This window comes from Paraburkholderia sp. D15 (assembly GCF_029910215.1).
In the GTDB taxonomy this organism is placed as follows: Bacteria; Pseudomonadota; Gammaproteobacteria; order Burkholderiales; family Burkholderiaceae; genus Paraburkholderia.
The window spans coordinates 4,352,698-4,375,857 of sequence record NZ_CP110395.1; the positions used below are offsets into that span (position 1 = coordinate 4,352,698).

A 23,160-nucleotide genomic window follows, 5' to 3' on the forward strand; every position below is an offset into this window, starting at 1 on the left:
CGACTGCGCGGAGAACCCGCTGAAAGCCTTACGGCTCTTGGTGCGCCCGGCTGGGATCGAACCAGCAACCCCTGCCTTCGGAGGGCAGTACTCTATCCATTGAGCTACGGGCGCTTCACGGCGAAAGCGCGGCATCTGAACGGATGCGACGCCAAAGCGAGACCGAGAGAATACCCGGTTTCCGCCAAACCGTCCACCGGACGGCCCGGATGGGCCGCTCCGCCGCCCACGCGCCACGTCCTCACCGCCCCCAATCCACCCCCGCCGATGCGGGTAAACGCCTGCTGAACACCCCGCCCCGCCGCTCGCCGCCGTCGAAATGTTGCGTCTATAATCGTCCGTGGCTGATATAGAACAAGAAGTTGCCGTCACGCTGTACCGCTCACATACCCACGGAGACGAGACAAGCATGAGCGAAGCACCACACGGAGCCCCGATCAAAACCCCCGGGCAGCTCATCGCCGCGATCATCGCCGGATTTGCCGTTCCGATCGTCATCATCGTTCTGCTGGCCGTGTACGTCGACAATTCGACACGCACCGGCGCCGGCACCGACTCTCTCTCCGACGCCGAAGTCTCCGCCCGCATCAAACCATTCGCCCAGGTCGACATCCGCGACGCCAACGCGCCGCGCGTCTACAAGACCGGCGAAGAGGTCTACAAGGCCGTGTGCTCGGCGTGTCACGCGTCGGGCGCAGCCGGTGCACCGAAATTCACCAATACCGCCGACTGGGCCCCGCGCATCGCGCAAGGCTTCGACACGCTGTGGCACACCGCGCTGTCCGGCAAGGGCGCGATGCCACCGCGCGGCGGCACCAGCCCGGACGACTACAGCGACTTCGAAATAGCCCGCGCCGTGGTCTACATGGCGAACAATTCGGGCGCAAGCTTCCCCGAACCGGCGCAGCCGGCCGCCGGAGCGGCAGCGGCATCCGGCGCGGCCGCCGCGTCGGGCGCAACGGCAGCAGCAGCGCCAGTTGCCGGCTCGGACGCCGCCGCAACGCAAGCCGCAGCCGCCATGGCCGCGATGGCCAGCGTGCCGCAAGCTGCGGCACCAGCAGCCGCGCCGGCTGCCGACGCAGCGCAAGCCGGTAAGGCGCTGTACACGCAGGTCTGCCAGGCCTGTCACGCGGCGGGCGTGCTGAACGCACCGAAGTTCGGCGACAAGGATGCCTGGGCGCCGCGCCTGAAAGACCCGATGGACACGATCTACAACTACGCGCTGCACGGCAAGGGCGCGATGCCGCCGAAGGGCGGGTCGAATGCATCGGATGCGGATGTGAAGGCCGCCGTCGACTACATGGTCAACGCGGCAAAGTAAGGTATTCACGCGCAGCGGCCCGAAGCATCGTGGCCGCTCGCAGAAGGTAGTGCCGCATAACAAAAATCCCTGTCTCGCTCGCCGCGAGGCAGGGATTTTTTGCTTAACTGGCGCAATTGGACGCGACTCAAGTGTTGCGGCAATCACGTCCGGATTCGATCGAACGCCTTGCGTTGTATCCGACCTGTGTCACGTAAAGGGCTTGGAACTCGGGCCACGCGTCAGAAGGCCATCGGCCCCATGCCCACGTTCACTCCCCCACCGCCGGACGACTAAACGCCTTCGCAAACGCCAGCTCCGGTGTACCACGCGCAAGCTCATCGAAATGCGTGCGCAACGCGTCGGGCGTCAACCACGGATACGCCAATCCCGCTTGCAGCGCATCGAGCAACCTACCCTCGCCATCCGCCACGACATCCATGCGCGCGATGTGAATATGCAACGCCGTGACCGCCGCCGCGTCATCGAAAGTCCAGCGATACACGCCGTGCCCCACCCGCAACGCGCCGGCAGCCGGCTCGCGCATCACCACCAGCCACGGCAGCTCGACCACACCGTCCGCCGAAACCTCCAGCGCGTCGCACACGTAGTAAGTCCGGCACCGCGTGTACTGCTTTCCGAAATCGATAACGAGCGTTCTGGCGATCGCGTCAGCGCCAACGGTACGCGCCGGAAATGCAATATTCGACGTCGCCAGCGACATGGTCAGCACCGCGTCGCCGGCAAACGCCTCGGCGATGCGCTCGGGCCGCGTGTTGTCCTTCGCGTCGATATAGATGTCGAGCGCGCGGCGACAGGAAGGAAGCGATGCAAGCGGCAGCGAGGTCATGCGAGCGATCTCCGGGCAGTGTCCGAGCGATGTCGGTTAAGCGGTCAACCCCGTCGACGCAACGCATCGACGGAACCGTGCCACTCTAGCGCGCCCATGCCGTCAAACTCCCGAAGCACCTGCCACGCGCAAGGTCTTGCCCCCATCAAGGTTTCTGCAACAACGCCTTCAAACTCGCGAGGCGGTCTTTCGGCGACATCGGCGCTTCGTCCGCCGTGGGCGGCGGCGCATCGTCGAGCAGCATTTCGGGGATGAAGCGCGACGGCTCGCACACCACCGTCTCCCGCGCCCGCTTGCGCTTCTTGCACCAGTTCAGATGCAGACTGCGCTGCGCACGCGTGATCGCCACATACATCAACCGGCGCTCTTCCTCGATGCGCGCGTCGTCGATCGGTTCGTCGTCCGGGCCGCCGCGATGCGGCATGATCCCTTCCTCGACGCCCACCAGAAACACGTGCGGATACTCCAGTCCCTTCGACGCATGCACCGTCGACAGCCGCACCGCATCGGGATCTTCCTCGCGGCCTTCGAGCATCGACATCAACGCGACGGTCTGGATCAAGCCGAGCAGATTCTTGCCGGTGTCGCCGAGACCGTCCGCCGTGTCGTAGCCGGTCGCCTCGCCGTTCTCCGCGCCCGCGGGCTCGGCCTTCGTGCCCTTGCGCTTGAGCCACTCCATGAACTCCAGCACGTTCTGCCACTTGGCCTGCGCCTGACGTTCGTCGAACGCGTCGTACAGGTAGGCCTCGTAGTGAATCGCGTCCATCAGTTCGTCGAGCAGCGGACCGGCGGCGTCCTTCTCCGCGCGATCGGTCAGGCGCTGCATGAAGTCGCAGAACACGCGCATCGGCTCGATCTGACGCGGCGACAGGCGCGCTTCGATGCCGCCCATGTACACCGCCTCGAACAGCGACACCTTCGCCTGGCCCGCGAACGAACCGAGCGCCTCCAGCGTGGTGTTACCGACGCCGCGTCGCGGCGTGGTGATCGCGCGGATGAACGCGGGATCGTCGTTGGCGTTGGCGATCAGCCGCAGATACGCGCAGATGTCCTTGATCTCGGCCTTGTCGAAGAACGACTGGCCGCCCGACAGCACGTACGGAATCCGCTCGCGACGCAGTACCTGTTCGAAGATGCGCGCCTGGAAATTGCCGCGATACAGGATCGCGTAGTCGCGGAAATTCGCGCGACGCTCGAACTTGTGCGCGGACAGCCGGAACACCACGGACTCGGCTTCGTGTTCCTCGTCATTGCAGGGCGTCACGGTGATCGTGTCGCCCATGCCGTGCTCGGACCACAGCTTCTTCTCGAACAGCTTCGGGTTGTTCGCGATCACATTGTTCGCGGCGGTCAGAATGCGCACCGTCGAACGGTAATTCTGTTCGAGCTTGATCAGATGCAGCTTCGGAAAATCCTTGCTGAGCTGGCCGAGGTTTTCGAGTGTGGCGCCGCGCCAGCCGTAGATCGCCTGGTCGTCGTCGCCGACGGCGGTGAACGCCGCGCGCTTGCCGGCCAGCAGCTTCACCAGTTCGTACTGGCACGCGTTGGTGTCCTGATACTCGTCGATCAGCAGATAGCGCAGCTTGTTCTGCCAGCGGTCGCGCACCTGCTCGTTCTTCTCGAAGAGTTCGGCGGGCAGCCGGATCAGATCGTCGAAATCGACCGCCTGATAAGCGTGCAGCGTCGCCACGTAATTACGGTAGACGATCGCGGCCTGGTGTTCGTCTTCGTTCGCCGCAATCGCAATCGCCTGTTCCGGCATGATCATGCCGTTCTTCCACAGCGAGATGATCGACTGGATCTTGCGGATGAAACCCTTGTCCGTCGAACCGACCTGCTCCTGGATCATGCCGAAGCAGTCGTCCGAATCCATGATCGAGAACTGCGGCTTCAGCCCGACGTGTTCGGCTTCCTGCCGCAAAATCTGCACGCCGAGCGAGTGGAAGGTACAGACCGTCAACTGGTTGACGGGCACCTTGCGGCCTTCCTTGCCGGGCGTGGTGAGGGTCTTGCCCTCGAGCAGCTTGCCGACGCGCTCGCGCATTTCCAGCGCGGCCTTGTTCGTGAACGTGACGGCGGCGATGTGGCGCGGCTCGAAGCCCTTGGCCTCGATCAGGTGCGCGATCTTTTGCGTGATCACGCGCGTCTTGCCGCTGCCGGCGCCGGCGAGCACGAGACACGGACCGTCGAGATAACGGACCGCTTCACTTTGAGCGGGGTTCAGGCCTGCGGACATCGTGTGTGGATGGGTAAAACGGTTGAAAGCGGCGCCTGAAGACGGCGGTATGAAAACGGCGGCCGGTGGTTTCCGGTTGGCACGACCGGTTGCGCCGGCGGCTTTTACCTGCGCGCGGAGCGGACATCGAACCCGGCGGCCGGCGCCGGCCGGTGCTCGATGCTTTGGCAGCGCGACAGCGCGACAGCGCGACAGCAAGCGGCTGGGGCGATGCCCCGCGAGCACGGCGGCGGCGGCACGAACACACGCGTCGCGAAGCGCTTTCGGCCTGCGGCCATTCGCGCGAGGAGCGATGTTAACACGGATGCAAACCCGTCCGCCCACGCCTTCGAGCGTCGGGTCCGGCGACGGACCGCCGCCCGAACATGCCACAATTGCAGCGTTGCGCGCCGACGCCGCGGTGGCCAGGCGGCGCGCCGTTTTTGCAGGAAGACACGCATGTCCGCATCGCTGAAGATAGGTTTGATGGGTTACGGTTTCGCCGGCGCCACCTTTCACGCGCCGGTGATCGATCACTGCGGGCGCGCGAACGTCGCGGCCATCGCGACGGGGCGCCCCGACCAGGCGCTCGCCGACTATCCGCACGCGAAAGTGGTCGCCGATCTCGACGCGCTGCTCGCGCTCGACGAAATCGACTGCGTCGTGATCGCCACGCCGAACGACACGCACTTCGACCTTGCGCGCCGCACGCTGGAAGCGGGCAAGCATGTGGTGGTCGACAAACCGGTCACGCTCACCGCGGCCGACGCGCACACGCTCGCCAACATCGCGCTGGCGCGCGGCAAGCTGTTCGTGCCTTTCCACAACCGCCGCTGGGACGGCGACTTCCTCACCGTGCGCGATCTGCTCGCGGGCGAAACGCTCGGACGCATCACGCAGTTCGAATCGCATTTCGACCGCTTCCGGCCGGAAGTGCGCCAACGCTGGCGCGAAGAGGCATCGCGCGGCGGCGGCTTGCTGTTCGACCTCGGACCGCATCTGATCGACCAGGCGCTCGCGCTGTTCGGCGCGCCGCAAACCGTCTCGGCGACGGTGCGCGCGCATCGCGACGAAGCCGGCGCACCGGACTACGTGCACATCCAGCTCGGCTACGGCACCTTCGAAGTGGTGCTGCACGCGAGCGCGTTGACGGCGCTGCTCGCGCCGCGCTTCGCGATTCACGGCACGCGCGGCAGCTATGTGAAGTACGGGCTCGATACCCAGGAAGATCAGTTGAAGGCCGGTCTGCGCCCCGGCGACGAAGGCTTCGGCGCCGGCAACACGGATGGAACGCTACGCGTGCTGGAGAACGGCGCGGAAGTCGACCAGGCATTACCGACGCGTAATGGAGATTACGTCGGCTTCTATGTCGCGCTGGCCGATGCGATCCAGAACGGCGTGAAATTCCCGGTCAGCGCGCAGGATGCGGTCGACGTCATGACGGTTATCGAACTCGCGGCTCGCAGTTCTGAAGAAGGTCTTCGTTTGCCGTTCGAACGCATTCGGTAAAAGGGTTTGGCGGTTTGTCCACTCATGACAGGCAAATCGTCCGCGACGGTCTGTGTACCAAAAACGGACCATGCGCAAGTCCCCGCCTCGACCGTCACTGACAAGCCCGAAAGGAACATAACGTTACAAATAAGCGCGTCGCGCGGGTCAGCGCGAACGCGCGGTCATCCGTTGCTACCCCGGTAGCACCAGAAAACGACAACGACTTCCGGAGAGTCCATGCCCCGTATCATTCGCGCAGTTGCAGCATGCGCTTTGCTCAGTTCGCTCGCCGCCTGCGTGGTGGCGCCTCAACAACCGGCGCCGGCCCCGCGCCCGAACCCGCAGCAGATCGCGTATGAGCGTCTGCATCAGGTCGACGGCCGCATCGACAATCTGAGCCGCCGCATCGACGCTCACGTCAATCAAGGCTACTACCCGCCCCCGCAAGGCGGCGCGCTGCATCATCGTCTCGACGTGATCCGTCAGGAAGCGCACGACATGGCTGCGCAACACGGCGGCGGTCTGTCCGGCGACGAACAGCGCGTGCTGAACCAGGAGCTGGACAACGCGGCTCACGCCATCGGCGAATAATCGCGCCAGGTCGGGCCGAGTCGCGTCGAATCTGCCCGGACGTCGGGCGACGCAACATCCAGAAAAGCGCGGGCATCACGTCCCGCGCTTTTTTTTCGATAGGCGCAAAGGCGCTCAGCCAGACGCCACGCGGCTCGCGCGCCTTAATTTGACAAGCTCGGGGGCGTCGCGTACATTCGCCGCACGCGTCGGGAGAGCGCGCTGGCCGCTGAAAATCGCAGGCCGCGCCGCCGAAGGGGCACACCCGCAAACTCTCAGGCAAAAGGACCGACCGCGTCGAAAAACCCGCCTTCGTGCAGCGTTTTTCGCACTCTGGAGAGCGGCAGTAGCCATCTGCATCGCATACGTCGAGCAGATCGTCGGCAAGCTGCCCACCGAAGGGGCGCGCGTACACCGTGACCAGCCACGCAAGGCTGCACGGCGGCGCAATCTCTCAGGTATCGAGGACAGAGGGGTCATGTATCGCCACGCTCGCAGGCATCCAGCCGCGAGGCGTCGCGCCGCATGGCCTTTTTTGTTTCGCGAGACGCCCGAGGCCCCATGACCGAACTCAAACACACCCCGCTCCACGCCACCCATCGCGCGCTCAACGCCCGCATGGTCGACTTCGGCGGCTGGGACATGCCCGTCAACTACGGCTCGCAGATCGAAGAACACCGCGCGGTGCGCACCGACGCCGGCATGTTCGACGTCTCGCACATGTGCGTGGTCGATTTCACCGGCGAGCGCGTGCGCGCATTCTTCGAATATGCGTTGGCCAACAACGTCGGCAAGCTGCAAACGCCGGGCCGCGCGCTCTACTCCTGTCTGCTGAACCCGAACGGCGGCGTGATCGACGATCTGATCGTCTATTACTTCGGCGAGGACCACTTCCGCGTGGTCGTCAACGCCGGCACCGCCGACAAAGACATCGCCTGGTTCGGCCAGCTCAATGCCGAAGGCAGCTTCGGCCTGACCATCACGCCGCGTCGCGATTACGCGATCGTCGCCGTGCAAGGCCCGAACGCGCGCGAGAAAGTCTGGCAAACCGTGCCGGCCGCGCGCGCCGCCACCGAGGCCCTGAAGCCGTTCAACGCCGCCCGCATCGAAGACACGCCGTTCGGCGAACTCACCGTGGCCCGCACCGGCTACACCGGTGAAGACGGTTTCGAAATCATCGTCCCGGCCGGGCATGTGGACGCGCTATGGAACGCGCTGCAGGCGCAAGGCGTGCGCCCGGCCGGTCTCGGCGCACGCGACACGCTGCGTCTCGAAGCCGGCATGAATCTGTACGGCCAGGACATGGACGACAACGTGTCGCCGCTCGACGCGGGCCTCGCCTGGACCGTCGACCTCGCCTCGCCGCGCGCCTTCGTCGGCAAGGGCCGGCTCGAAGCGGACGGCGCGCGGGCCGCGTTCGTCGGCCTGATCCTGCAGAAGGAAAACGGCAAGGCGGCAGGCGTGCTGCGTGCTCATCAAAAAGTCGTCACGCCGCAAGGCGAAGGCGAGATCACCAGCGGCACGTTTTCGCCGACCATGCAGGAATCGATCGCCTTCGCGCGCGTGCCCAAGGGCGTGCAGCCGGGCGACATCGTTCACGTGCAGATTCGCGACAAAAACGTCCCGGCAAGCGTGGTAAAACTGCCGTTCGTGCGCAACGGCAAAGTGCTCGCGGTTTAAGCCCACCGGCGCGTACGTTCTCCCCCAATCCAGTTACCACCGAATCACGCATAGGAGCATCCAATGAGCATCCCGGCCGATCTGAAATACACCGAATCGCACGAATGGGTCCGCACCGAAGCGGACGGCACGCTGACCGTCGGCATTACCGACCATGCGCAGGCAGCGCTCGGCGACATCGTCTTCCTCGAAGTCCAGACGCTGAATAAATCCGCCAACGCCGGCGACCCGGTCGCGGTGATCGAATCGGTGAAAGCCGCTTCCGATATTTACGCGCCGGTATCGGGCGAAGTCATCGAGCAGAACGGCGAAGTGATCGACGAGCCCGAGCTGGTCAACAGCGAGCCGTACGACAGCTGGCTGTTCAAGATCAAGCCGGCGGCCGGCGCCTCGCATGACCGTTTGATGGACGCCGACGCATACGCGAAATTGATCGGCTCCTGATTCATCTTTACGTTTAAATCGTCAGGTGCGGCGGCCGCGAGGCATGGCGCGCCGCACCGCCAGGAACACCCATGAAGCTCGAACACCCGGATCGTCTGATGAACCGCACTCCTCTCTCGCTCGCCGCGCTCGAAGTGCACGACGCCTTCGCCGAACGGCACATCGGCCCGGACGCGGCCGACCAGCATGCGATGCTCGACGCGCTCGGCTTCGCGTCGCGCGCCGCGCTGATCGACGCGGTCATTCCGAAGGCGATCCGCCGCACGGAAACGCTGCCGCTCGGCCCCTTCGCGCAACCGAAGAGCGAGGCCGAAGCGCTCGCCGCCTTGCGTGAGCTCGCGGACAAGAACCAGGTGTTCCGCTCGTACATCGGGCAGGGTTATTACAACGCGCATACGCCGACGGTCATCCTGCGCAACGTGCTGGAAAATCCGGCGTGGTACACCGCGTACACGCCGTACCAGCCGGAAATCTCGCAAGGCCGTCTCGAAGCGCTGCTGAACTTCCAGCAGATGGTCGTCGACCTGACGGGTCTGGCGATCTCGAACGCGTCGCTGCTCGACGAGGCGACCGCCGCCGCCGAAGCGATGACGCTGCTGCAACGCGTGGGCAAGCCGAAGTCGAACGTGTTCTTCGTCGCCGACGACGTGCTGCCGCAAACCATCGAAGTGGTGAAAACGCGCGCCACGCCGGTCGGCATCGAAGTGAAGGTCGGCCCGGCCGCGCAAGCCGCGAACGCCAACGCGTTCGGCGTGCTGCTGCAATACCCGGGCGCGAACGGCGACGTGCGCGACTACCGTGCACTCGCCGACGCGGTCCATGCCGCGGGCGGTCACGTGGTGGTCGCCGCCGATCTGCTGGCCCTGACCCTGCTCACGCCGCCGGGCGAATGGGGCGCGGACGTGGCCGTCGGCAACACGCAGCGCTTCGGCGTACCGGTCGGCTTCGGCGGTCCGCATGCTGCTTACCTCGCGGTGCGCGACGAATTCAAGCGTCAGATGCCGGGCCGTCTCGTCGGCGTGACCGTCGACGCGCAAGGCAATCCCGCCCTGCGTCTCGCGCTGCAAACGCGCGAACAACATATCCGCCGCGAGAAGGCGACCTCGAACGTGTGTACCGCGCAGGCGCTGCTCGCGATCATGGCGAGCATGTACGCGGTGTATCACGGCCCGCGCGGCCTGAAGACCATCGCGCTGCGCGTGAACCGCGTCGCCGCCCTGCTCGCCGAGGGCGCGCGGCAACTCGGCTACACGCTCGCCAACGACACCTTCTTCGACACGCTCACGTTCGACAGCGGCGCGCGCACGCAAGCGCTGCACGACGCGGCGCTGGCCAATCGCATCAATCTGCGCCGCGTGAGCGACACGCAAGTCGGCATCTCGGTCGACGAAACCACCTCGCGCCGCGATCTCGCCGACCTGCTCGCGGTGTTCGCCGAAGCCGCCGGCTCGAAGGACGTGCCGCAAATCGACGCGCTCGACGCGAAACTCGCGGACGCCGGCCTCGCCTCGGTGCCGGCCGCGCTGGAACGCACCAGCGCGTACCTCACGCACCACGTGTTCAACCGTCATCATTCGGAAACGGAAATGCTGCGCTACCTGCGTAGCCTCTCCGACAAGGACCTCGCGCTCGACCGCTCGATGATCCCGCTCGGCTCGTGCACGATGAAGCTGAACGCGACTTCGGAAATGCTGCCGGTCACGTGGCCGGAGTTCGGCCAGATCCATCCGTTCGCGCCGGACGCACAGACCGTCGGCTACCGCGAAATGATCGATCAGCTCGAACAGATGCTGGTCGCGGCCACCGGCTACGCGGCGGTGTCGCTGCAACCGAACGCGGGCTCGCAAGGCGAGTACGCCGGTCTGTTGATCATCCACGCTTATCATGCGTCGCGCGGCGAAGCGCATCGCAACGTCTGCCTGATTCCCGCTTCGGCGCACGGCACCAATCCGGCTTCGGCGCAGATGGCCGGCATGCAGGTGGTGGTGGTGGCGTGCGACGCGCAAGGCAACGTCGATATCGACGATCTGAAGAAGAAGGCCGGTCAACACGCCAACAACCTCGCGGCGATCATGATCACCTATCCGTCCACGCACGGCGTGTTCGAACAGAACGTCCGCGAAATCTGCGAGATCGTGCATGCGCACGGCGGCCAGGTCTATGTGGACGGCGCGAACATGAACGCGATGGTCGGCCTGACCGCGCCGGGCCAGTTCGGCGGCGACGTCTCGCATCTGAACCTGCACAAGACGTTCTGCATTCCGCACGGCGGCGGCGGACCGGGCGTCGGTCCGGTCGCGGTCGGCGCGCATCTCGCGCAGTTCCTGCCGAACCAGATTTCGTCGGGCTATGAACGCGCGCCGAACGGAATTGGCGCGGTGTCGGGCGCGCCGTACGGCTCCGCGTCGATCCTGCCGATCTCGTGGATGTACATCGCGATGATGGGCGCGAAGAACCTCACCGCCGCGACCGAAACCGCGATCCTCAACGCGAACTACGTCGCGAACAAACTCGCGCCGCACTATCCGGTGCTGTATTCGGGCCCGGGCGGACTGGTCGCGCACGAGTGCATTCTCGATCTGCGCCCGATCAAGGACAGCAGCGGCATCACCGTCGACGACGTGGCCAAGCGCCTCGCCGACTACGGCTTCCACGCGCCGACCATGAGCTTCCCGGTGCCGGGCACGCTGATGGTCGAGCCGACCGAATCGGAATCGAAGGAAGAACTCGACCGCTTCATCGAAGCGATGATTGCGATTCGCGAGGAAATCCGTGCCGTCGAAGAGGGCCGTGCGGACCGCGAGGACAATCCGCTGAAGCACGCGCCGCACACCGCGGCGGTCGTGATCGCCGACGCATGGAAGCATGCGTATGCGCGCGAAACTGCCGCGTATCCGCTGCCCACGCTGATCGCGAAGAAGTACTGGCCGCCGGTCGGCCGCGCGGACAACGTGTACGGCGACCGTAATCTGTTCTGCTCGTGCGTGCCGATCACCGACTACGAGTAAGCGTGGCGTGCGCCGCGCGGCGCCTGCGGCGGTAAGCAGGCGCCGCGCGGTTGCGCCGCCCGTCCTGTCGCGACTGGCCGCAAACGGCTAACATCACACACCGAATCAGCCTAACGAGGAGTTTCGCATGGCGCGACAGGTGCGATCGATGCATAGCCGAACCAGTATCAGGCAAGCACAAAGAACATGGCAGCAGACCTGCGCGTTCGCGCTGGCGGGCGCGGCCTTGCTGCTGCCGCTGCGGCAGGCGCAGGCGGCGATGAATTTCTGCGCGGCGCCCGCGCTGCAAACCAGCGAACGCACGAACGCCGATCCCGGCGTGAAGGCGCTGGTCGGCAACGTGCAGGCGCATCTGAACGATGCGCCGCATGCGCTCGCGAAGCTGCACACCGAAGGCACGCTGCCGCACGAAGGCATTCACGACCAGAGCGTCGAAGCGGAGAAGGATCTCGACCTGCTGCGCGATGCCGCGCTGGCGTGGCGCGCGACCAGCGACGACCGGTATCTGAAGCTCGTCGACCGGTTGCTGTACGCGTGGGTGACGACCTACCAGCCCAGCTTCAATCCGATCGACGAAACGCATTTCGAAGGCCTGATTCTCGCGTACGACATGACCGCCAGCGCGCTGCCCGTGAAGACGCGCAATGCGTCGATGGCGTTCCTGACGAAACTCGCGAACGGTTACATCGGTCAGATCGACGCGCAGCCGCGCCCGCTGAAAGGCACGTTCCGCAACAACTGGCAGAGTCACCGCATCAAGCTGATCGCGATGGCCGCGTTCACGCTCGATAACCGCAAGATGATCAACGCGGCGCAGCGGCTGTTCGTCGAGCATATCGGCGACAACATCGCACCGGACGGTTCGACGATCGATTTCAGCGAACGCGATGCGCTGCACTACGTGACCTACGATCTGCAACCGCTCGTCACCGCCGCGCTGGCCGCGCGCCGCCACAACCGCAACTGGTTGCCGGAGAAGGGCGCGAACGGGGCATCGCTACAAGCCGCGTTGAACTGGCTCACGCCGTACGCCACCGGCAGCAAGACCCACGAAGAATTCGTGCATTCGAGCGTTCCGTTCGATGCCAAACGTCGCGAAGCCGGCTTGCCCGGCTATTCGGGTCAGTGGGACCCGAAGAACGCGACGGAACTGTTTCACCTGGCGGCGCGTCTCGATGGACGCTATACGCCGATCGCGCTACAGCTCGCACCGACGCCGCCCGCGTGGCTCGCCGTGTGTTTGCCGCTGCCGGCGCGATAAAACTTCTATTTCATTGGCAGGGAGCAGTAATGGCAGTCAGCGTGTTCGACCTTTTCAAAATCGGCATTGGTCCGTCCAGTTCGCATACGGTCGGGCCGATGCGCGCGGCGCTGATGTTCGCTCAAGGGCTTGAACGCGATGGGCTGCTCGCCAACACCGCGTCGGTAAAGGTGGATCTGTACGGCTCGCTCGGCGCGACCGGCAAGGGCCACGGCACGGATCGCGGCGTGATGCTCGGCCTGATGGGCGACGCCCCCGACACCGTCGATCCCGACACCATCGCGCAACGGCTCGAAGCGGTGCGCGTCACGCGCAAGCTCTCGCTGCTCGGCACGCACGACGTGCCGTTCGTGCAGAAGGAGCACATCTCGTTCTATCGCCAGGCGCTGCCCGAGCATCCGAACGGCCTGAAGCTGCGCGCGTTCGACGCGCAAAGCGAGACGCTGCGCGAGTCGACGTATCTGTCGGTGGGCGGCGGCTTCGTGGTGACGGCCGGCGCGCCGAACACGAAGGTGCTGAGCGCTGTCGATCAATTGCCGTATTCGTTCCGCAGCGGCAACGAACTGCTTGCACTGTGCGAATCGACCGGCAAGAGCATCGCTCAACTGATGTGGGAAAACGAACGCGCGTGGCACACGGAAGAAGAGACTCGCGCGGGTCTGCTGAAGATCTGGGACGTGATGCAATCGTGCGTGTCGCGCGGTTGCGGGATCAACAATCCGGATGCCGACGGCAATCTGCCGGGGCCGTTCCAGGTGAAGCGCCGCGCGCCGCAGTTGTACCGCGCGCTGTCGGGCAATCCTGAACTCGCGCTGCGCGATCCGTTGTCGATGGTCGACTGGATCAATCTCTACGCGATCGCCGTCAACGAAGAAAACGCCGCCGGCGGCCGCGTGGTGACCGCGCCGACCAACGGCGCGGCCGGCATCATCCCCGCCGTGCTGCATTACTACGTGCGCTTCATGCCGGGCTCGAACCAGCAAGGTGTGATCGACTTCCTGATGACGGCCGCGGCGATCGGCATCCTGTACAAGCTGAACGCGTCGATCTCCGGCGCGGAAGTGGGGTGCCAGGGCGAAGTCGGCGTCGCCTGCTCGATGGCGGCGGGCGCGCTCGCCGCAGTGATGGGCGGCACGCCGAGGCAGGTCGAAAATGCCGCCGAAATCGGCATGGAACATAACCTCGGGTTGACCTGCGACCCGGTCGGCGGAATGGTGCAGATTCCGTGCATCGAGCGCAATGCGATGGCCTCGGTGAAGGCGGTCAACGCCGCGCGCATGGCGTTGCGCGGCGACGGCAGCCATTACGTGTCGCTCGATTCGGTGATCAAGACCATGCGCGAAACCGGCGCGGATATGAAGACCAAGTACAAGGAAACCTCGCGCGGCGGGTTGGCGGTGAATATCGTCGAGTGTTGATGCTTTGACGCTCGACGCTTTGACGCGGCCGGCGCGCCTTACCTGATCGAACTTAAGCACTGTCTGGAGGCTTCATCGCAATGTCGCAGCCGAATGCTCCCGTTTCAGATTCCGGCGCTGCCCGTACCACGGGCGCGCGACTTATCGTCGATGCGTTACTCACGCATGGCGTCGAACGTGTTTTCTGCGTGCCCGGCGAGAGCTTTCTCGCGGTGCTGGATTCGCTGCACGACGAGACCGAACGGATTCAGACCATCGTGTGCCGTCACGAGGCCGGTGCCGCGAACATGGCCGAGGCGGTCGGCAAGCTGACCGGCCGTCCCGGCGTCGCGATCGTCACGCGCGGGCCGGGCGCCACGCATGCGTCGATCGGCGTGCATACCGCGTTTCAGGACTCCACGCCGATGATCCTGCTGATCGGCCAATGCGCGCGCGAGCATCTGGATCGCGAGGCTTTTCAGGAGATCGACTACCGGCGCATGTTCGGCCAGATGGCGAAGTGGGTCGCGCAGATCGACGATCCGAAGCGCATTCCCGAGTATCTGAGTCATGCGTTCCACACGGCGACGTCGGGCCGCCCCGGGCCCGTGGTGTTGTCGCTGCCGGAAGACGTATTGAGCGACGCGTGCGACGCCGTGGCCGGCGCGCCGGCTTATCAGCGCGTGGCGGCGTCGCCGTCGACGGTGCAGATCGAGCGCTTGCGGCAGTTGCTGGAAGGCGCGAAACGGCCGATGGTGATCGCGGGCGGCAGCGGCTGGAGCGCCGAAGCCTGCGCGAATTTCCAGCGCTTTATCGAAGCGTGGCAGTTGCCGGTGGGCCTCGCATTCCGCTTCCAGGACACGCTCGACAACGAGCACCCGAACTACGCGGGCGATGTCGGCCTCGGCATCAATCCGGCGCTCGCGCAGCGCATCCGCGATGCCGATCTGTTGCTGGCGATCGGCCCGCGCCTGGGCGAGGCGACCACGAACGGCTACACGCTGCTCGACATTCCGAAGACGCGTCAGACGCTCGTTCACGTGCATCAAGGCGCGGAGGAATTGGGACGCGTGTATGCGGCGGATCTGCCGATCGTCTCCGGCATGCCGGAACTGGCGGCGCTGCTCGCCGCACTGAAGCCTGCGTCCGACACACTGGCGTGGAGCGGGGCGGCGCAGGACGCACATCGCGCGTATCTGGAATGGCGCACGCCACGTCCGGTTCCCGGCGACGTGCAGATGGGCGAAGTCATCCAGCAACTCCGCGCGCACCTGCCGGACGACGCGATTCTGACGAACGGCGCGGGCAATTACGCGACGTGGCTGCATCGTCATTTTTCGTATCGGCACTATCGCTCGCAACTTGCGCCGACGAGTGGCGCGATGGGCTACGGCGTGCCGGCGGCGATCGCGGCGAAGTCGCTGTATCCGGATCGGGCGGTGGTCGCGCTCGCCGGCGACGGCTGCTTCATGATGTCCGCGCAGGAACTCGCGACCGCGATGCAATACGACCTGCACGTGCTGTTCATCGTCGTGAACAACAGCCACTTCGGCACGATCCGGATGCATCAGGAGCGGCACTATCCGGGACGCGTGCACGGCACGGGATTGACCAATCCTGACTTCGCGGCGTTCGCGCGCTCGTTCGGCGCGCACGGCGAAACGGTGGAGCGCACGGAGGAGTTTCTGCCGGCGCTGCAACGCGCGATGGCGGCCAAGCGCGCGGCGGTGATCGAGATTCGCATGCCGCAGGAGGCGAGTACGCCGGGTGCGACGCTGGAGCAGATTCGCGAGCAGGGGAGGAAGCTGCGGTCCGCTGCCAGCTAGTCCACGGCCATGGCGAACCGCGACTGTCATGTCGCCGTTCGGCACGGCATCGCCGAACGCGATTCGACAATTCAGGCCACGAAGCGACGCCCGCGGCATTACGCCAGTGCGCCCGCGAGCGTCGCCGCCATCATCGGTTCGGCGGCTTTGCGGCTGATCGGGTGAAACGCGAGCGCCCGGCTCACCGCGAGCAGGGTCATCATTTCGCTGTCTTTGATATAGGCGAGTCCGCCGGCCAGTTCGGCGGCGTGCATCGCACATCGCTCGATGGTTCGCTGCACCGCGAAACGGATCATCAACACGCGCGCGAGCAGCGCCTGCTCCGGCGACGAGGTTTGCATCAGATGGATTGCCCCGTCGAGCGCCGCCTGCGCCGCTTCCAGCTCGCCACCGAGTCGCGCCCGCTCCGTCGCGTCGATATCGCCGTTGAGCAGCACGCGCTCGGCCATTGCGCTCGCCACGCCCAGGTAACTGGCCGACGCGATGATCTCGAACCAGCTCAGACCGATCACTTCCGCACCGGCGACGATCTGCGCCGTCTCAAGATCGCCGTCAGCCGCGAGCAGCACTTGATCGGCACTCACTCTGACGTTGTCGAAACGGATTTCGTGATTGTCCGCGGCCGCGAGTGGCGCAACCGGCCAGAACGCGTGACGGGTGATGCCCTCCGCATCGGCGGAAACGATGGCCATGCCGGTGCGCTTGTTACCGTCAGCACCCTGAAGCGCGACGCCCACCGTGATGATGTCCATGCAGTGACTCATCGTGCAGGGCTTCTTGTTGCCGTTGATCCGGTAGCCATCGGCATCTGGGGTCATGTAGGTCGTGGAGTCGAAGATGTTCGCGCCCCGGCGCCCCTCCGCAAATGCGGAAGCGACCAGCAGATCGTTCTGCGCGACGTTGCGCAGCATCTGCGCGCACGCCGGCACCGCTTCGGCCAGTTGACCGCACACGCTGATCGTGAAGTGATGCATCGTCAACATGAGCGCCATGGAAGGCGCGCGCGCACCCAACGCGCGTTGCAGACGGATACCGTCATAGGGCGACACGCCTGCACCGCCCAGCGATGCCGGCACCCACAATCCAGGCAGCCTGTATTCGCGGATCAGAGCCTTCAGCTCACCAGGGGCTTTGGCTTCCATCGCGCTCAAGCCCTCGCGCGCAAGTACGCCGTCGAGACCGGCGGCGTGGCGCTCCAATGCGTTACGTGAATCGTTCAGAAACATATAACCATCCGTTGTTGTTCAGAAGTTGAATCGACCCAGGCGGCGTGGCCGCGCGGGGCAAGAGGAAATGTGAAAGCGCCGGTTAAATTCGCGTCGGCGTCGGTGTTGGCGTCGACGCGCTACGCTGCGCTCGCCGTCGTGCGCGATGTATCGGCACTCGGCGACGCGTCCGCGAAGCGCGGATGAATCCATTGCGCGACCGCCGGCAGGCCGTCCGTGAGAAAGCGCTCGCGGCACGGCCGCCGCGCCAGCTTGCCGCTGGTGGTCTTGGGAATCGCGCCGTTGCCGATCAGCACGAGCGCGTAGGGCAGTACGCCATGCTCCGCATAGATTGCGTCGCGCATGGCAACGAAAATTTCGTCCGCGCGCGCTTCATCCCGTGGTCCGATTTCCTGCACGAACACGAGATGCTCCTCGTTGCAGACGGTCACGGAAAACGCCGTACCGCAGCCCGCGCGAATGGCATCGTGACAACGGTCGACAGTGCGCTCGATATCCTGTGGGTAGTGGTTAACGCCGCGCAGAATGATCAGATCCTTTAGCCGCCCGCTAACGAACAGCTCGCCTTCGTGCATGAAGCCAAGGTCGCCGGTACGCAGATAGGCGTGCTGCCGCCCGGCGATGCGGCCACCGAATGCCGCTGCGGTTTCCGCGTCGCGTCGCCAGTAACCGGCAGCGACGGACGGCCCGGCAACCCATATTTCGCCAACGCGGCCGTCAGGCAGCGCGCTTGACGTCTTCGGATCGACGACGCATACATCAAGATCGGCGACAGTCACGCCGCAACTGACGATCTGACGTTGCGGCGCTTCGGCGGCGACATCTTCACCGACCGTTTCGCATGATCCGCGCCCGTAGCTCGTGGTATCGATCGTCAGGACCAGGGGCGACGTCTCATGCCGCTTCCCGGCAACGAATAGCGTCGTTTCGGCCATGCCATAGCAGGGATAGAACGCCTGCCGGCGAAATCCCGCCGCGCCGAAACGTGCCGCAAAACGTTCCAGCGTATCGGCCCGGATCGGCTCGGCTCCTGAGTAGGCGAGCGCCCAGCACGACAGGTCGAGCGTCTGGAGGCGACCATCGGCGATCTTGTCGATGCACAGCTCGTACGCAAAATTCGGCGCGCCGCTCAACGTGCAGCGACGCGCTGAAATCTCCGTCAGCCACCGTTCCGGTCGACGCAGAAAGGCCGCGGCAGCCATGAAACTCAGCGGCACGCCCGCACAGAACGAGCCCAGAATCGTGCCGATCAACCCCATGTCGTGATAAGGCGGCAGCCACGTGAAATGGCGATCGCCTGGCTTGCATTGCATATGCAGCGCCATCGCATACACGTTATGCAACAGGTTGCCGTGGGTCAGCATCACGCCTTTGGGCGTCCCCGTGGAACCGGACGTGTATTGCAGAATGGCAAGCCGCTCGCGTTGCGGCGTGGGAGGCGTCCACGCGGTTTCGGGCGTGTCGAGCGGCGTATCGGTCGCGAGCCACCGCAGACGCCTGAGCGGAGCCAGCAGATGGTGCTGATCGCCAAGCTGCTCCAGGGTGGCACGGGTAGTCAGCGCCGTGCCCGCATCGCAATCCTCCACGACGGCGGCGAGGCGGCTGCGTAACCGCGGATTCAACGGCGGATAGCTCGGCACCGCGATCATCCCGGCGTACAGGCAACCGAACAGCGCGCAGAGATAGTCGAGGCCGGCAGGATAGAGCAGCAAAACCCGATCGCCGGCGTCGCCCTGCGCCTGGAGCCGCGCGGCGATCTGCCGTGCACGACGGTCCAGTCGCTCGTACGTTATCGAGAAGTCTTGCGGACGCGGGCCCGAGTAATCGATGAACGTGAACGGCCGACGCTGCGGCATGAGAACCGCATGATGCTGGGCGACCGCAACGAGGCTTTCGCATTGATATGGCCACTCCGGCACGAGCAATTGATACGGCAGAGATGATGCGTTCATGCCGATTCCCTAGCTTGATCGAGATCGCCAATGCACGGGTCTGCCGGCAATGAGCACGACGTGTCCGACTCGATAAACCGCTGCCACCGCGCCTGCGCGAGAGGACTGCCGAAACTTTGCAGCGCGGCGATAGCGAACCCATGCTTGCGCGCCATGACTTGCTGACGCTCTATTTCGGCGATGTCGAGGTCGTGACCGATGCTCGTGTTTTCGAATCGCCCTTCGAGGGCGAGCAGCATGGTTTCGGCCATGCATGCGTAGGACGTGCCCGCGGCAACGCCATAGGGTCCGATTCTGGGCGCACCGGGCAACGCAATGATGCCGCCATCGATCACCAGCACGTCCGGCCGCACATCCACGATCGACGCATGAACCGAGCGGGGGCGGGAAATGTCGCAGACCATTGCCCCTTGCCGGAACAGACCGGCTTTCATGTGCTGCCCCGGAAAACTGGTCGCCGTGACGACCACGTCGGCCGTACCGATTTCGCGGAGATCGCTGGTCAATACCAGTGCGCCGCAATCCTCGAGCTGTTCGATCGCCTGTTCGATCGACGCTCCGTGCGACACGCTCCGCCGGACCTGCGCGGCGACGGATGCCGCGTGCACCACATCGTCGTCCACCAGCAACGCGTTGCGCACGATCTCGCCGGCGACCCGGAGCAGCCGTGCACGGCCAGTCCGCGGCTCATGCGCCGGGTTGCCGATCAAGGTGAGCCGCGAAGCGCGGCGCGCGAGCAGAAGCGCCATGCACGATCCGATCGCGCCCGCTGCGCCGACCACGCTGACTTCGCGCCCATGCCATTCGCGTCCCGCACGCCGCATCGCGGCATCCAGCGCTTCGACGCCGGTCGCCACGGTGTACGAATTGCCCGAAGTCAGTGCCACGCCACGATCGAGCAACTGCGCGCCGCCTCCGCTCACAACGGACGTATAAGCACCCAGTCCGACGATGCGCGCGCCGCGCTGGCGAGCCAGTTCGATGCCTTTGTTCAGCACCGCGATCGCATCGCCCTGAGCGAGCGCGCGCAACTGTTCCGCCGTGTGGCTCAGCATGATGAATTCGCCGCACGCGATGGCACCGGTCGGCGATTCGATCGTCACCGTGGACCCGATCACGGGGTCGAGCAAACCATCCATGCTCCGTGCGAATTCGGCAAGTTCGTCGGGACGCAGGACACGCAGGCTAGGGTCGTAATCGGCGTAACTGTCGGGGTCGAGTGGATGAAGCAGGAAACCGAACGAATGGGCATCGGTGGGAGACGCAGTTGCGTAGACGGTCGTCGCGACGGGTGGCGTGACGCTGCGTTGCGCACCGGACTCCGGCGCAGACGGTTCGCCCCGCACGATCGCGCGATAGAAGTTACCGGTGTGCCGCTCGGCCAGCGCGTCGAGTGCACGCCCGAGCGCATCCGCCATGATGTCGCACTGCTCGCGCGTGGCATTGAGCGGAGGCTGCAAGCGCAGCACTTCGCCACGATTCAGCGTCGGCGCCACCCGCACACCTTCTACGTTCAGCAGATAACTGGCGACGAGCTGCGCCAGTTCTTTTTCCTCGGCGGCAATGCCGAGAAAACTTTCCGGCCACGCCGCGCGCGATGAGCTGAACCGCACGCCCAACATGAAGCCGCGTCCGCGGACTTCGCTGATCAACGACGGATGTTTCTCGCGCAGGGCTTCGAGGCGACCCCTGAGGTAAGCGCCTTGCAGCCTGACATGACGCAGCAACTCGCCATCGTTACGCGTGAGGAGGTTCAACGTGGCAAGCCCGACACGTGCTCCAATCGCGTTGCCGGCGAACGTCGACGAGTGTTTCAGCGCGAATTTCTGCCGATACACCGCCTCGCTGCACAACGTCGCGCCGATCGGCACGAGACCGCCGCCGAGCGCCTTCGACACGGTGAGAATGTCCGGTTGGACGTCCTCGTCTTCGCAGGCAAACAGAGCGCCGGTTCGACCTAACCCGGTCTGTATCTCGTCGACGATCAACAGCACGCCGTGACGCCGGCAGAGGGTCTGCACGTCGGCCAGATAGCCGGCAGCGGGGACGTGAACGCCGCCCTCGCCCTGTATCGGCTCGACGATAAACGCCGCATAGCGCCCGACGCTCGACGCAAGCTGCTTCTCGAGCGCCGCGGCATTTCCGTACTCGACGTAATCGAAACCGGCGAGCGGCAAACCGAAGGGCGTCTGATAGTCAGGCTTTCCCGTGGCTGACAACGCACCGAAGGTTTTGCCGTGGAACCCCTCCAGCGTCGACAGGATGCGGGTACGCCCGGTGGCGTGGCGCGCCATTTTCAGCGCCGCCTCGATTGCCTCGGCACCGCTGTTCGAGAACGTCACATACCGAAGGCTCGCCGGCGCCAGCTCCACCAATCGTTGCGCGAGCCACCCCGCCGACGCGAGTAACGAAGGCTGTGCAAAATTCGGCTCCGCGTCGTCGCGCAACGAATCGACGGCAGCCCAGATCTCGTCCGGGTGATGGCCGAAGGGGAGCGCCCCGTATTGCGCGAGAAAGTCGAGATACCGGCGCCCATCCTCGTCGTACAGATACGGACCATTCGCTCGCACGAACGTCCTGTCGAGTTTCAGTTGCGCGAGTTTGCGCGCCTGATAGGGGTTGACGTAAATTTCGAACCGGCTGGCAAGATTGTTTTTCGCATTCCCGGACATTTGCCATTCGACGAGTGCGCGCGATAGCGCTGTCGTATCCGAAATGGATTCGACGAAATTCACTGGTATCGAAATACCTAACCAGCGCTCGAATTCACAAATCAGTTCCGCGCCGGATATTGAATCGATACCTAAATCGGCGAGACTGACCGGCGTGCAGCCGTCCCATGAACTATTGAAATGTACTTTGGCGTAGGCAGCGAGCCACGCGAGGATTTCCTGCTCGGTTTTGAAGGTCAAGGTGGTTCCCGTCCGATCTGCACCAGTCTCTTGCAAACCCTTTTTGGGAGGGGTTTGCCGTCGTGTATCCGCTTTTGAATTGAATAAACATTTGCCCTGCTTTATTTAAAGCAGTGACATATCCGATTTATTTAATTCAAGGACATGGTACATAGGATTTTTTGGCCGGCGTCGTACAGGGATATATGTCCTTGAAAAATCAGACGGGCAAGAAAATTGACAGATCGGCCGTTTTTAATGGGATGGGAATTTTGCCTGGCGTGGATCGACGATCGGCCATGCTCGGAGAAAGCGCGCAAACTTAAAGCGTACCGCGGAGACTGCGGCCACAAGACCGGGTGGCACTACGGCACGAAGACGCTGGCTGTCTTGCAGAAGACGACGGATTGACGCCAACGTTGCCGCACTACGCGTAGATAACCGACAGCGCCGCCAGCTCTTTCATTAAAGCTGGCTTGCGGGCTTCGATCACGTCCCACAAGATTTGATAGATCACGGACTTGATTACTTCCGTCTGGCTCAGCGTTGTCTCCTGCATCAACGTCTTCAGGTTTTCGGCGATGCGTGGCGTCACCTTCATTGAAAGCCGGCGCCGCGCCGCACCACGACGTTCCTTGAAACGCTCCAACGCAGCGCTGTGCGCCTTGAGCAACATGGCTTGCGAGTATTCACCGCAGGCGAAGCGATGCAGATAGAGCATCATCAACACTTTACGAAATTCCGTCGAACTTTCGCTATCGACACTGTATGCGGCGAGATCGAGAACATCGAGGTAAATGGCCGGCAACTGCGCTTCGATTGGCCGTACTTCTTTTTGCCGTGCCTCGCGAACCGCCGGAGTGGACTGCGCCGGGACGGCGACCACCTGGTCGCATACGTCGCACACCGCAGTGAGAATATTCTTCACTTCGCCTTTGCCGTCCGAAAACGGCACGTCTCGCCTCACAAAGGTCGTACCGACGAGCTGCGCGCAATGGCCACAAATTGCCTTGCTCTTTTCACCTTCTTCGTAGAGTTTCGTCTTCATG

Annotated in this window: 15 protein-coding genes, 1 tRNA gene and 2 riboswitches; of the genes, 9 read left to right on the forward strand and 7 right to left on the reverse strand. The window is 64.4% G+C overall.

Annotated elements, in window-relative coordinates:
* Positions 1-38: 38 nt before the first annotated feature.
* Positions 39-114: transfer RNA gene (locus LFL96_RS19095), tRNA-Arg, on the reverse strand.
* Between the two features lie 295 nt (positions 115-409).
* On the opposite strand from LFL96_RS19095, the gene LFL96_RS19100 reads away from it, so the two are divergent.
* Entirely contained in the window at positions 410-1,321 is a 912-nt protein-coding gene (locus LFL96_RS19100; protein WP_280996769.1) for a c-type cytochrome, read from the forward strand.
* Between the two features lie 250 nt (positions 1,322-1,571).
* Here the strand turns inward: LFL96_RS19100 and LFL96_RS19105 are convergent, their stop codons facing one another.
* Together LFL96_RS19105 and LFL96_RS19110 are read right to left on the reverse strand one after the other, a co-directional pair.
* Entirely contained in the window at positions 1,572-2,150 is a 579-nt protein-coding gene (locus LFL96_RS19105) for a hypothetical protein (RefSeq protein ID WP_280996771.1), read from the reverse strand.
* A 145-nt stretch (positions 2,151-2,295) separates the two neighbouring features.
* Positions 2,296-4,386: a UvrD-helicase domain-containing protein gene (locus LFL96_RS19110; RefSeq protein ID WP_280996772.1), complete on the reverse strand. Its 2,091-nt coding sequence runs from the start codon at positions 4,384-4,386 to the stop codon at positions 2,296-2,298.
* 438 nt (positions 4,387-4,824) lie between these two features.
* Here LFL96_RS19110 and LFL96_RS19115 point away from each other — a divergent pair, with 438 nt between their 5' ends.
* The 8 genes from LFL96_RS19115 to LFL96_RS19150 all read left to right on the forward strand — a co-directional run bounded on the left by LFL96_RS19115 (position 4,825) and on the right by LFL96_RS19150 (position 16,042).
* Positions 4,825-5,874 carry an oxidoreductase gene (locus tag LFL96_RS19115; RefSeq protein WP_280996774.1) on the forward strand — a complete coding sequence of 350 codons (1,050 nt, stop codon included), beginning with the start codon at positions 4,825-4,827 and terminating at the stop codon, positions 5,872-5,874.
* A 219-nt stretch (positions 5,875-6,093) separates the two neighbouring features.
* The gene (locus tag LFL96_RS19120) at positions 6,094-6,447 is read left to right on the forward strand and encodes a hypothetical protein (protein ID WP_280996775.1); all 354 of its coding nucleotides are present in this window, start codon (positions 6,094-6,096) and stop codon (positions 6,445-6,447) included.
* Positions 6,448-6,626: 179 nt separating this feature from the next.
* Positions 6,627-6,728, forward strand: a riboswitch (glycine riboswitch).
* A 21-nt stretch (positions 6,729-6,749) separates the two neighbouring features.
* Positions 6,750-6,907, forward strand: a riboswitch (glycine riboswitch).
* 80 nt (positions 6,908-6,987) lie between these two features.
* Entirely contained in the window at positions 6,988-8,106 is a 1,119-nt protein-coding gene (gene gcvT, locus LFL96_RS19125; RefSeq protein WP_280996776.1) for a glycine cleavage system aminomethyltransferase GcvT, read from the forward strand.
* 63 nt (positions 8,107-8,169) lie between these two features.
* Entirely contained in the window at positions 8,170-8,550 is a 381-nt protein-coding gene (gene gcvH / locus LFL96_RS19130; RefSeq protein WP_280996778.1) for a glycine cleavage system protein GcvH, read from the forward strand.
* A gap of 71 nt (positions 8,551-8,621) precedes the next feature.
* Entirely contained in the window at positions 8,622-11,558 is a 2,937-nt protein-coding gene (gene gcvP, locus LFL96_RS19135) for an aminomethyl-transferring glycine dehydrogenase (RefSeq protein ID WP_280996779.1), read from the forward strand.
* A 127-nt stretch (positions 11,559-11,685) separates the two neighbouring features.
* Entirely contained in the window at positions 11,686-12,819 is a 1,134-nt protein-coding gene (locus LFL96_RS19140; protein WP_280996780.1) for an alginate lyase family protein, read from the forward strand.
* Positions 12,820-12,848: 29 nt separating this feature from the next.
* On the forward strand, positions 12,849-14,237 hold the full coding sequence (locus tag LFL96_RS19145) for an L-serine ammonia-lyase (RefSeq protein ID WP_280996781.1): 1,389 nt from the start codon (positions 12,849-12,851) through the stop codon (positions 14,235-14,237).
* Positions 14,238-14,317: 80 nt separating this feature from the next.
* Positions 14,318-16,042 (forward strand): thiamine pyrophosphate-binding protein, encoded by a 1,725-nt coding sequence (locus LFL96_RS19150; protein ID WP_280996782.1) that lies wholly within the window; start codon positions 14,318-14,320, stop codon positions 16,040-16,042.
* Between the two features lie 98 nt (positions 16,043-16,140).
* On the opposite strand, the gene LFL96_RS19155 is transcribed toward LFL96_RS19150, so the two are convergent.
* The 4 genes from LFL96_RS19155 to LFL96_RS19170 all read right to left on the reverse strand — a co-directional run bounded on the left by LFL96_RS19155 (position 16,141) and on the right by LFL96_RS19170 (position 23,159).
* Positions 16,141-17,268: an acyl-CoA dehydrogenase family protein gene (locus tag LFL96_RS19155; RefSeq protein ID WP_280996783.1), complete on the reverse strand. Its 1,128-nt coding sequence runs from the start codon at positions 17,266-17,268 to the stop codon at positions 16,141-16,143.
* A gap of 119 nt (positions 17,269-17,387) precedes the next feature.
* On the reverse strand, positions 17,388-19,220 hold the full coding sequence (locus LFL96_RS19160) for a fatty acyl-AMP ligase (protein WP_280996784.1): 1,833 nt from the start codon (positions 19,218-19,220) through the stop codon (positions 17,388-17,390).
* Positions 19,217-22,132 carry an aminotransferase class III-fold pyridoxal phosphate-dependent enzyme gene (locus LFL96_RS19165; protein ID WP_280996785.1) on the reverse strand — a complete coding sequence of 972 codons (2,916 nt, stop codon included), beginning with the start codon at positions 22,130-22,132 and terminating at the stop codon, positions 19,217-19,219. Before LFL96_RS19165 ends, LFL96_RS19160 begins: the two co-directional genes overlap by 4 nt.
* Before the next feature lie 406 nt (positions 22,133-22,538).
* The gene (locus LFL96_RS19170; protein WP_280996786.1) at positions 22,539-23,159 is read right to left on the reverse strand and encodes a hypothetical protein; all 621 of its coding nucleotides are present in this window, start codon (positions 23,157-23,159) and stop codon (positions 22,539-22,541) included.
* Position 23,160 lies beyond the last annotated feature (1 nt).

What these genes read in the sequence shown, in the direction of transcription:
- LFL96_RS19100 (WP_280996769.1), top strand. Translation starts at nt 410, where the DNA reads ATGAGCGAAGCACCACACGGAGCCCCGATCAAAACCCCCGGGCAGCTC.
- LFL96_RS19105 (WP_280996771.1), bottom strand. Translation starts at nt 2,150, where the DNA reads ATGACCTCGCTGCCGCTTGCATCGCTTCCTTCCTGTCGCCGCGCGCTC.
- LFL96_RS19110 (WP_280996772.1), bottom strand. Translation starts at nt 4,386, where the DNA reads ATGTCCGCAGGCCTGAACCCCGCTCAAAGTGAAGCGGTCCGTTATCTC.
- LFL96_RS19115 (WP_280996774.1), top strand. Translation starts at nt 4,825, where the DNA reads ATGTCCGCATCGCTGAAGATAGGTTTGATGGGTTACGGTTTCGCCGGC.
- LFL96_RS19120 (WP_280996775.1), top strand. Translation starts at nt 6,094, where the DNA reads ATGCCCCGTATCATTCGCGCAGTTGCAGCATGCGCTTTGCTCAGTTCG.
- gcvT (WP_280996776.1), top strand. Translation starts at nt 6,988, where the DNA reads ATGACCGAACTCAAACACACCCCGCTCCACGCCACCCATCGCGCGCTC.
- gcvH (WP_280996778.1), top strand. Translation starts at nt 8,170, where the DNA reads ATGAGCATCCCGGCCGATCTGAAATACACCGAATCGCACGAATGGGTC.
- gcvP (WP_280996779.1), top strand. Translation starts at nt 8,622, where the DNA reads ATGAAGCTCGAACACCCGGATCGTCTGATGAACCGCACTCCTCTCTCG.
- LFL96_RS19140 (WP_280996780.1), top strand. Translation starts at nt 11,686, where the DNA reads ATGGCGCGACAGGTGCGATCGATGCATAGCCGAACCAGTATCAGGCAA.
- LFL96_RS19145 (WP_280996781.1), top strand. Translation starts at nt 12,849, where the DNA reads ATGGCAGTCAGCGTGTTCGACCTTTTCAAAATCGGCATTGGTCCGTCC.
- LFL96_RS19150 (WP_280996782.1), top strand. Translation starts at nt 14,318, where the DNA reads ATGTCGCAGCCGAATGCTCCCGTTTCAGATTCCGGCGCTGCCCGTACC.
- LFL96_RS19155 (WP_280996783.1), bottom strand. Translation starts at nt 17,268, where the DNA reads ATGTTTCTGAACGATTCACGTAACGCATTGGAGCGCCACGCCGCCGGT.
- LFL96_RS19160 (WP_280996784.1), bottom strand. Translation starts at nt 19,220, where the DNA reads ATGAACGCATCATCTCTGCCGTATCAATTGCTCGTGCCGGAGTGGCCA.
- LFL96_RS19170 (WP_280996786.1), bottom strand. Translation starts at nt 23,159, where the DNA reads ATGAAGACGAAACTCTACGAAGAAGGTGAAAAGAGCAAGGCAATTTGT.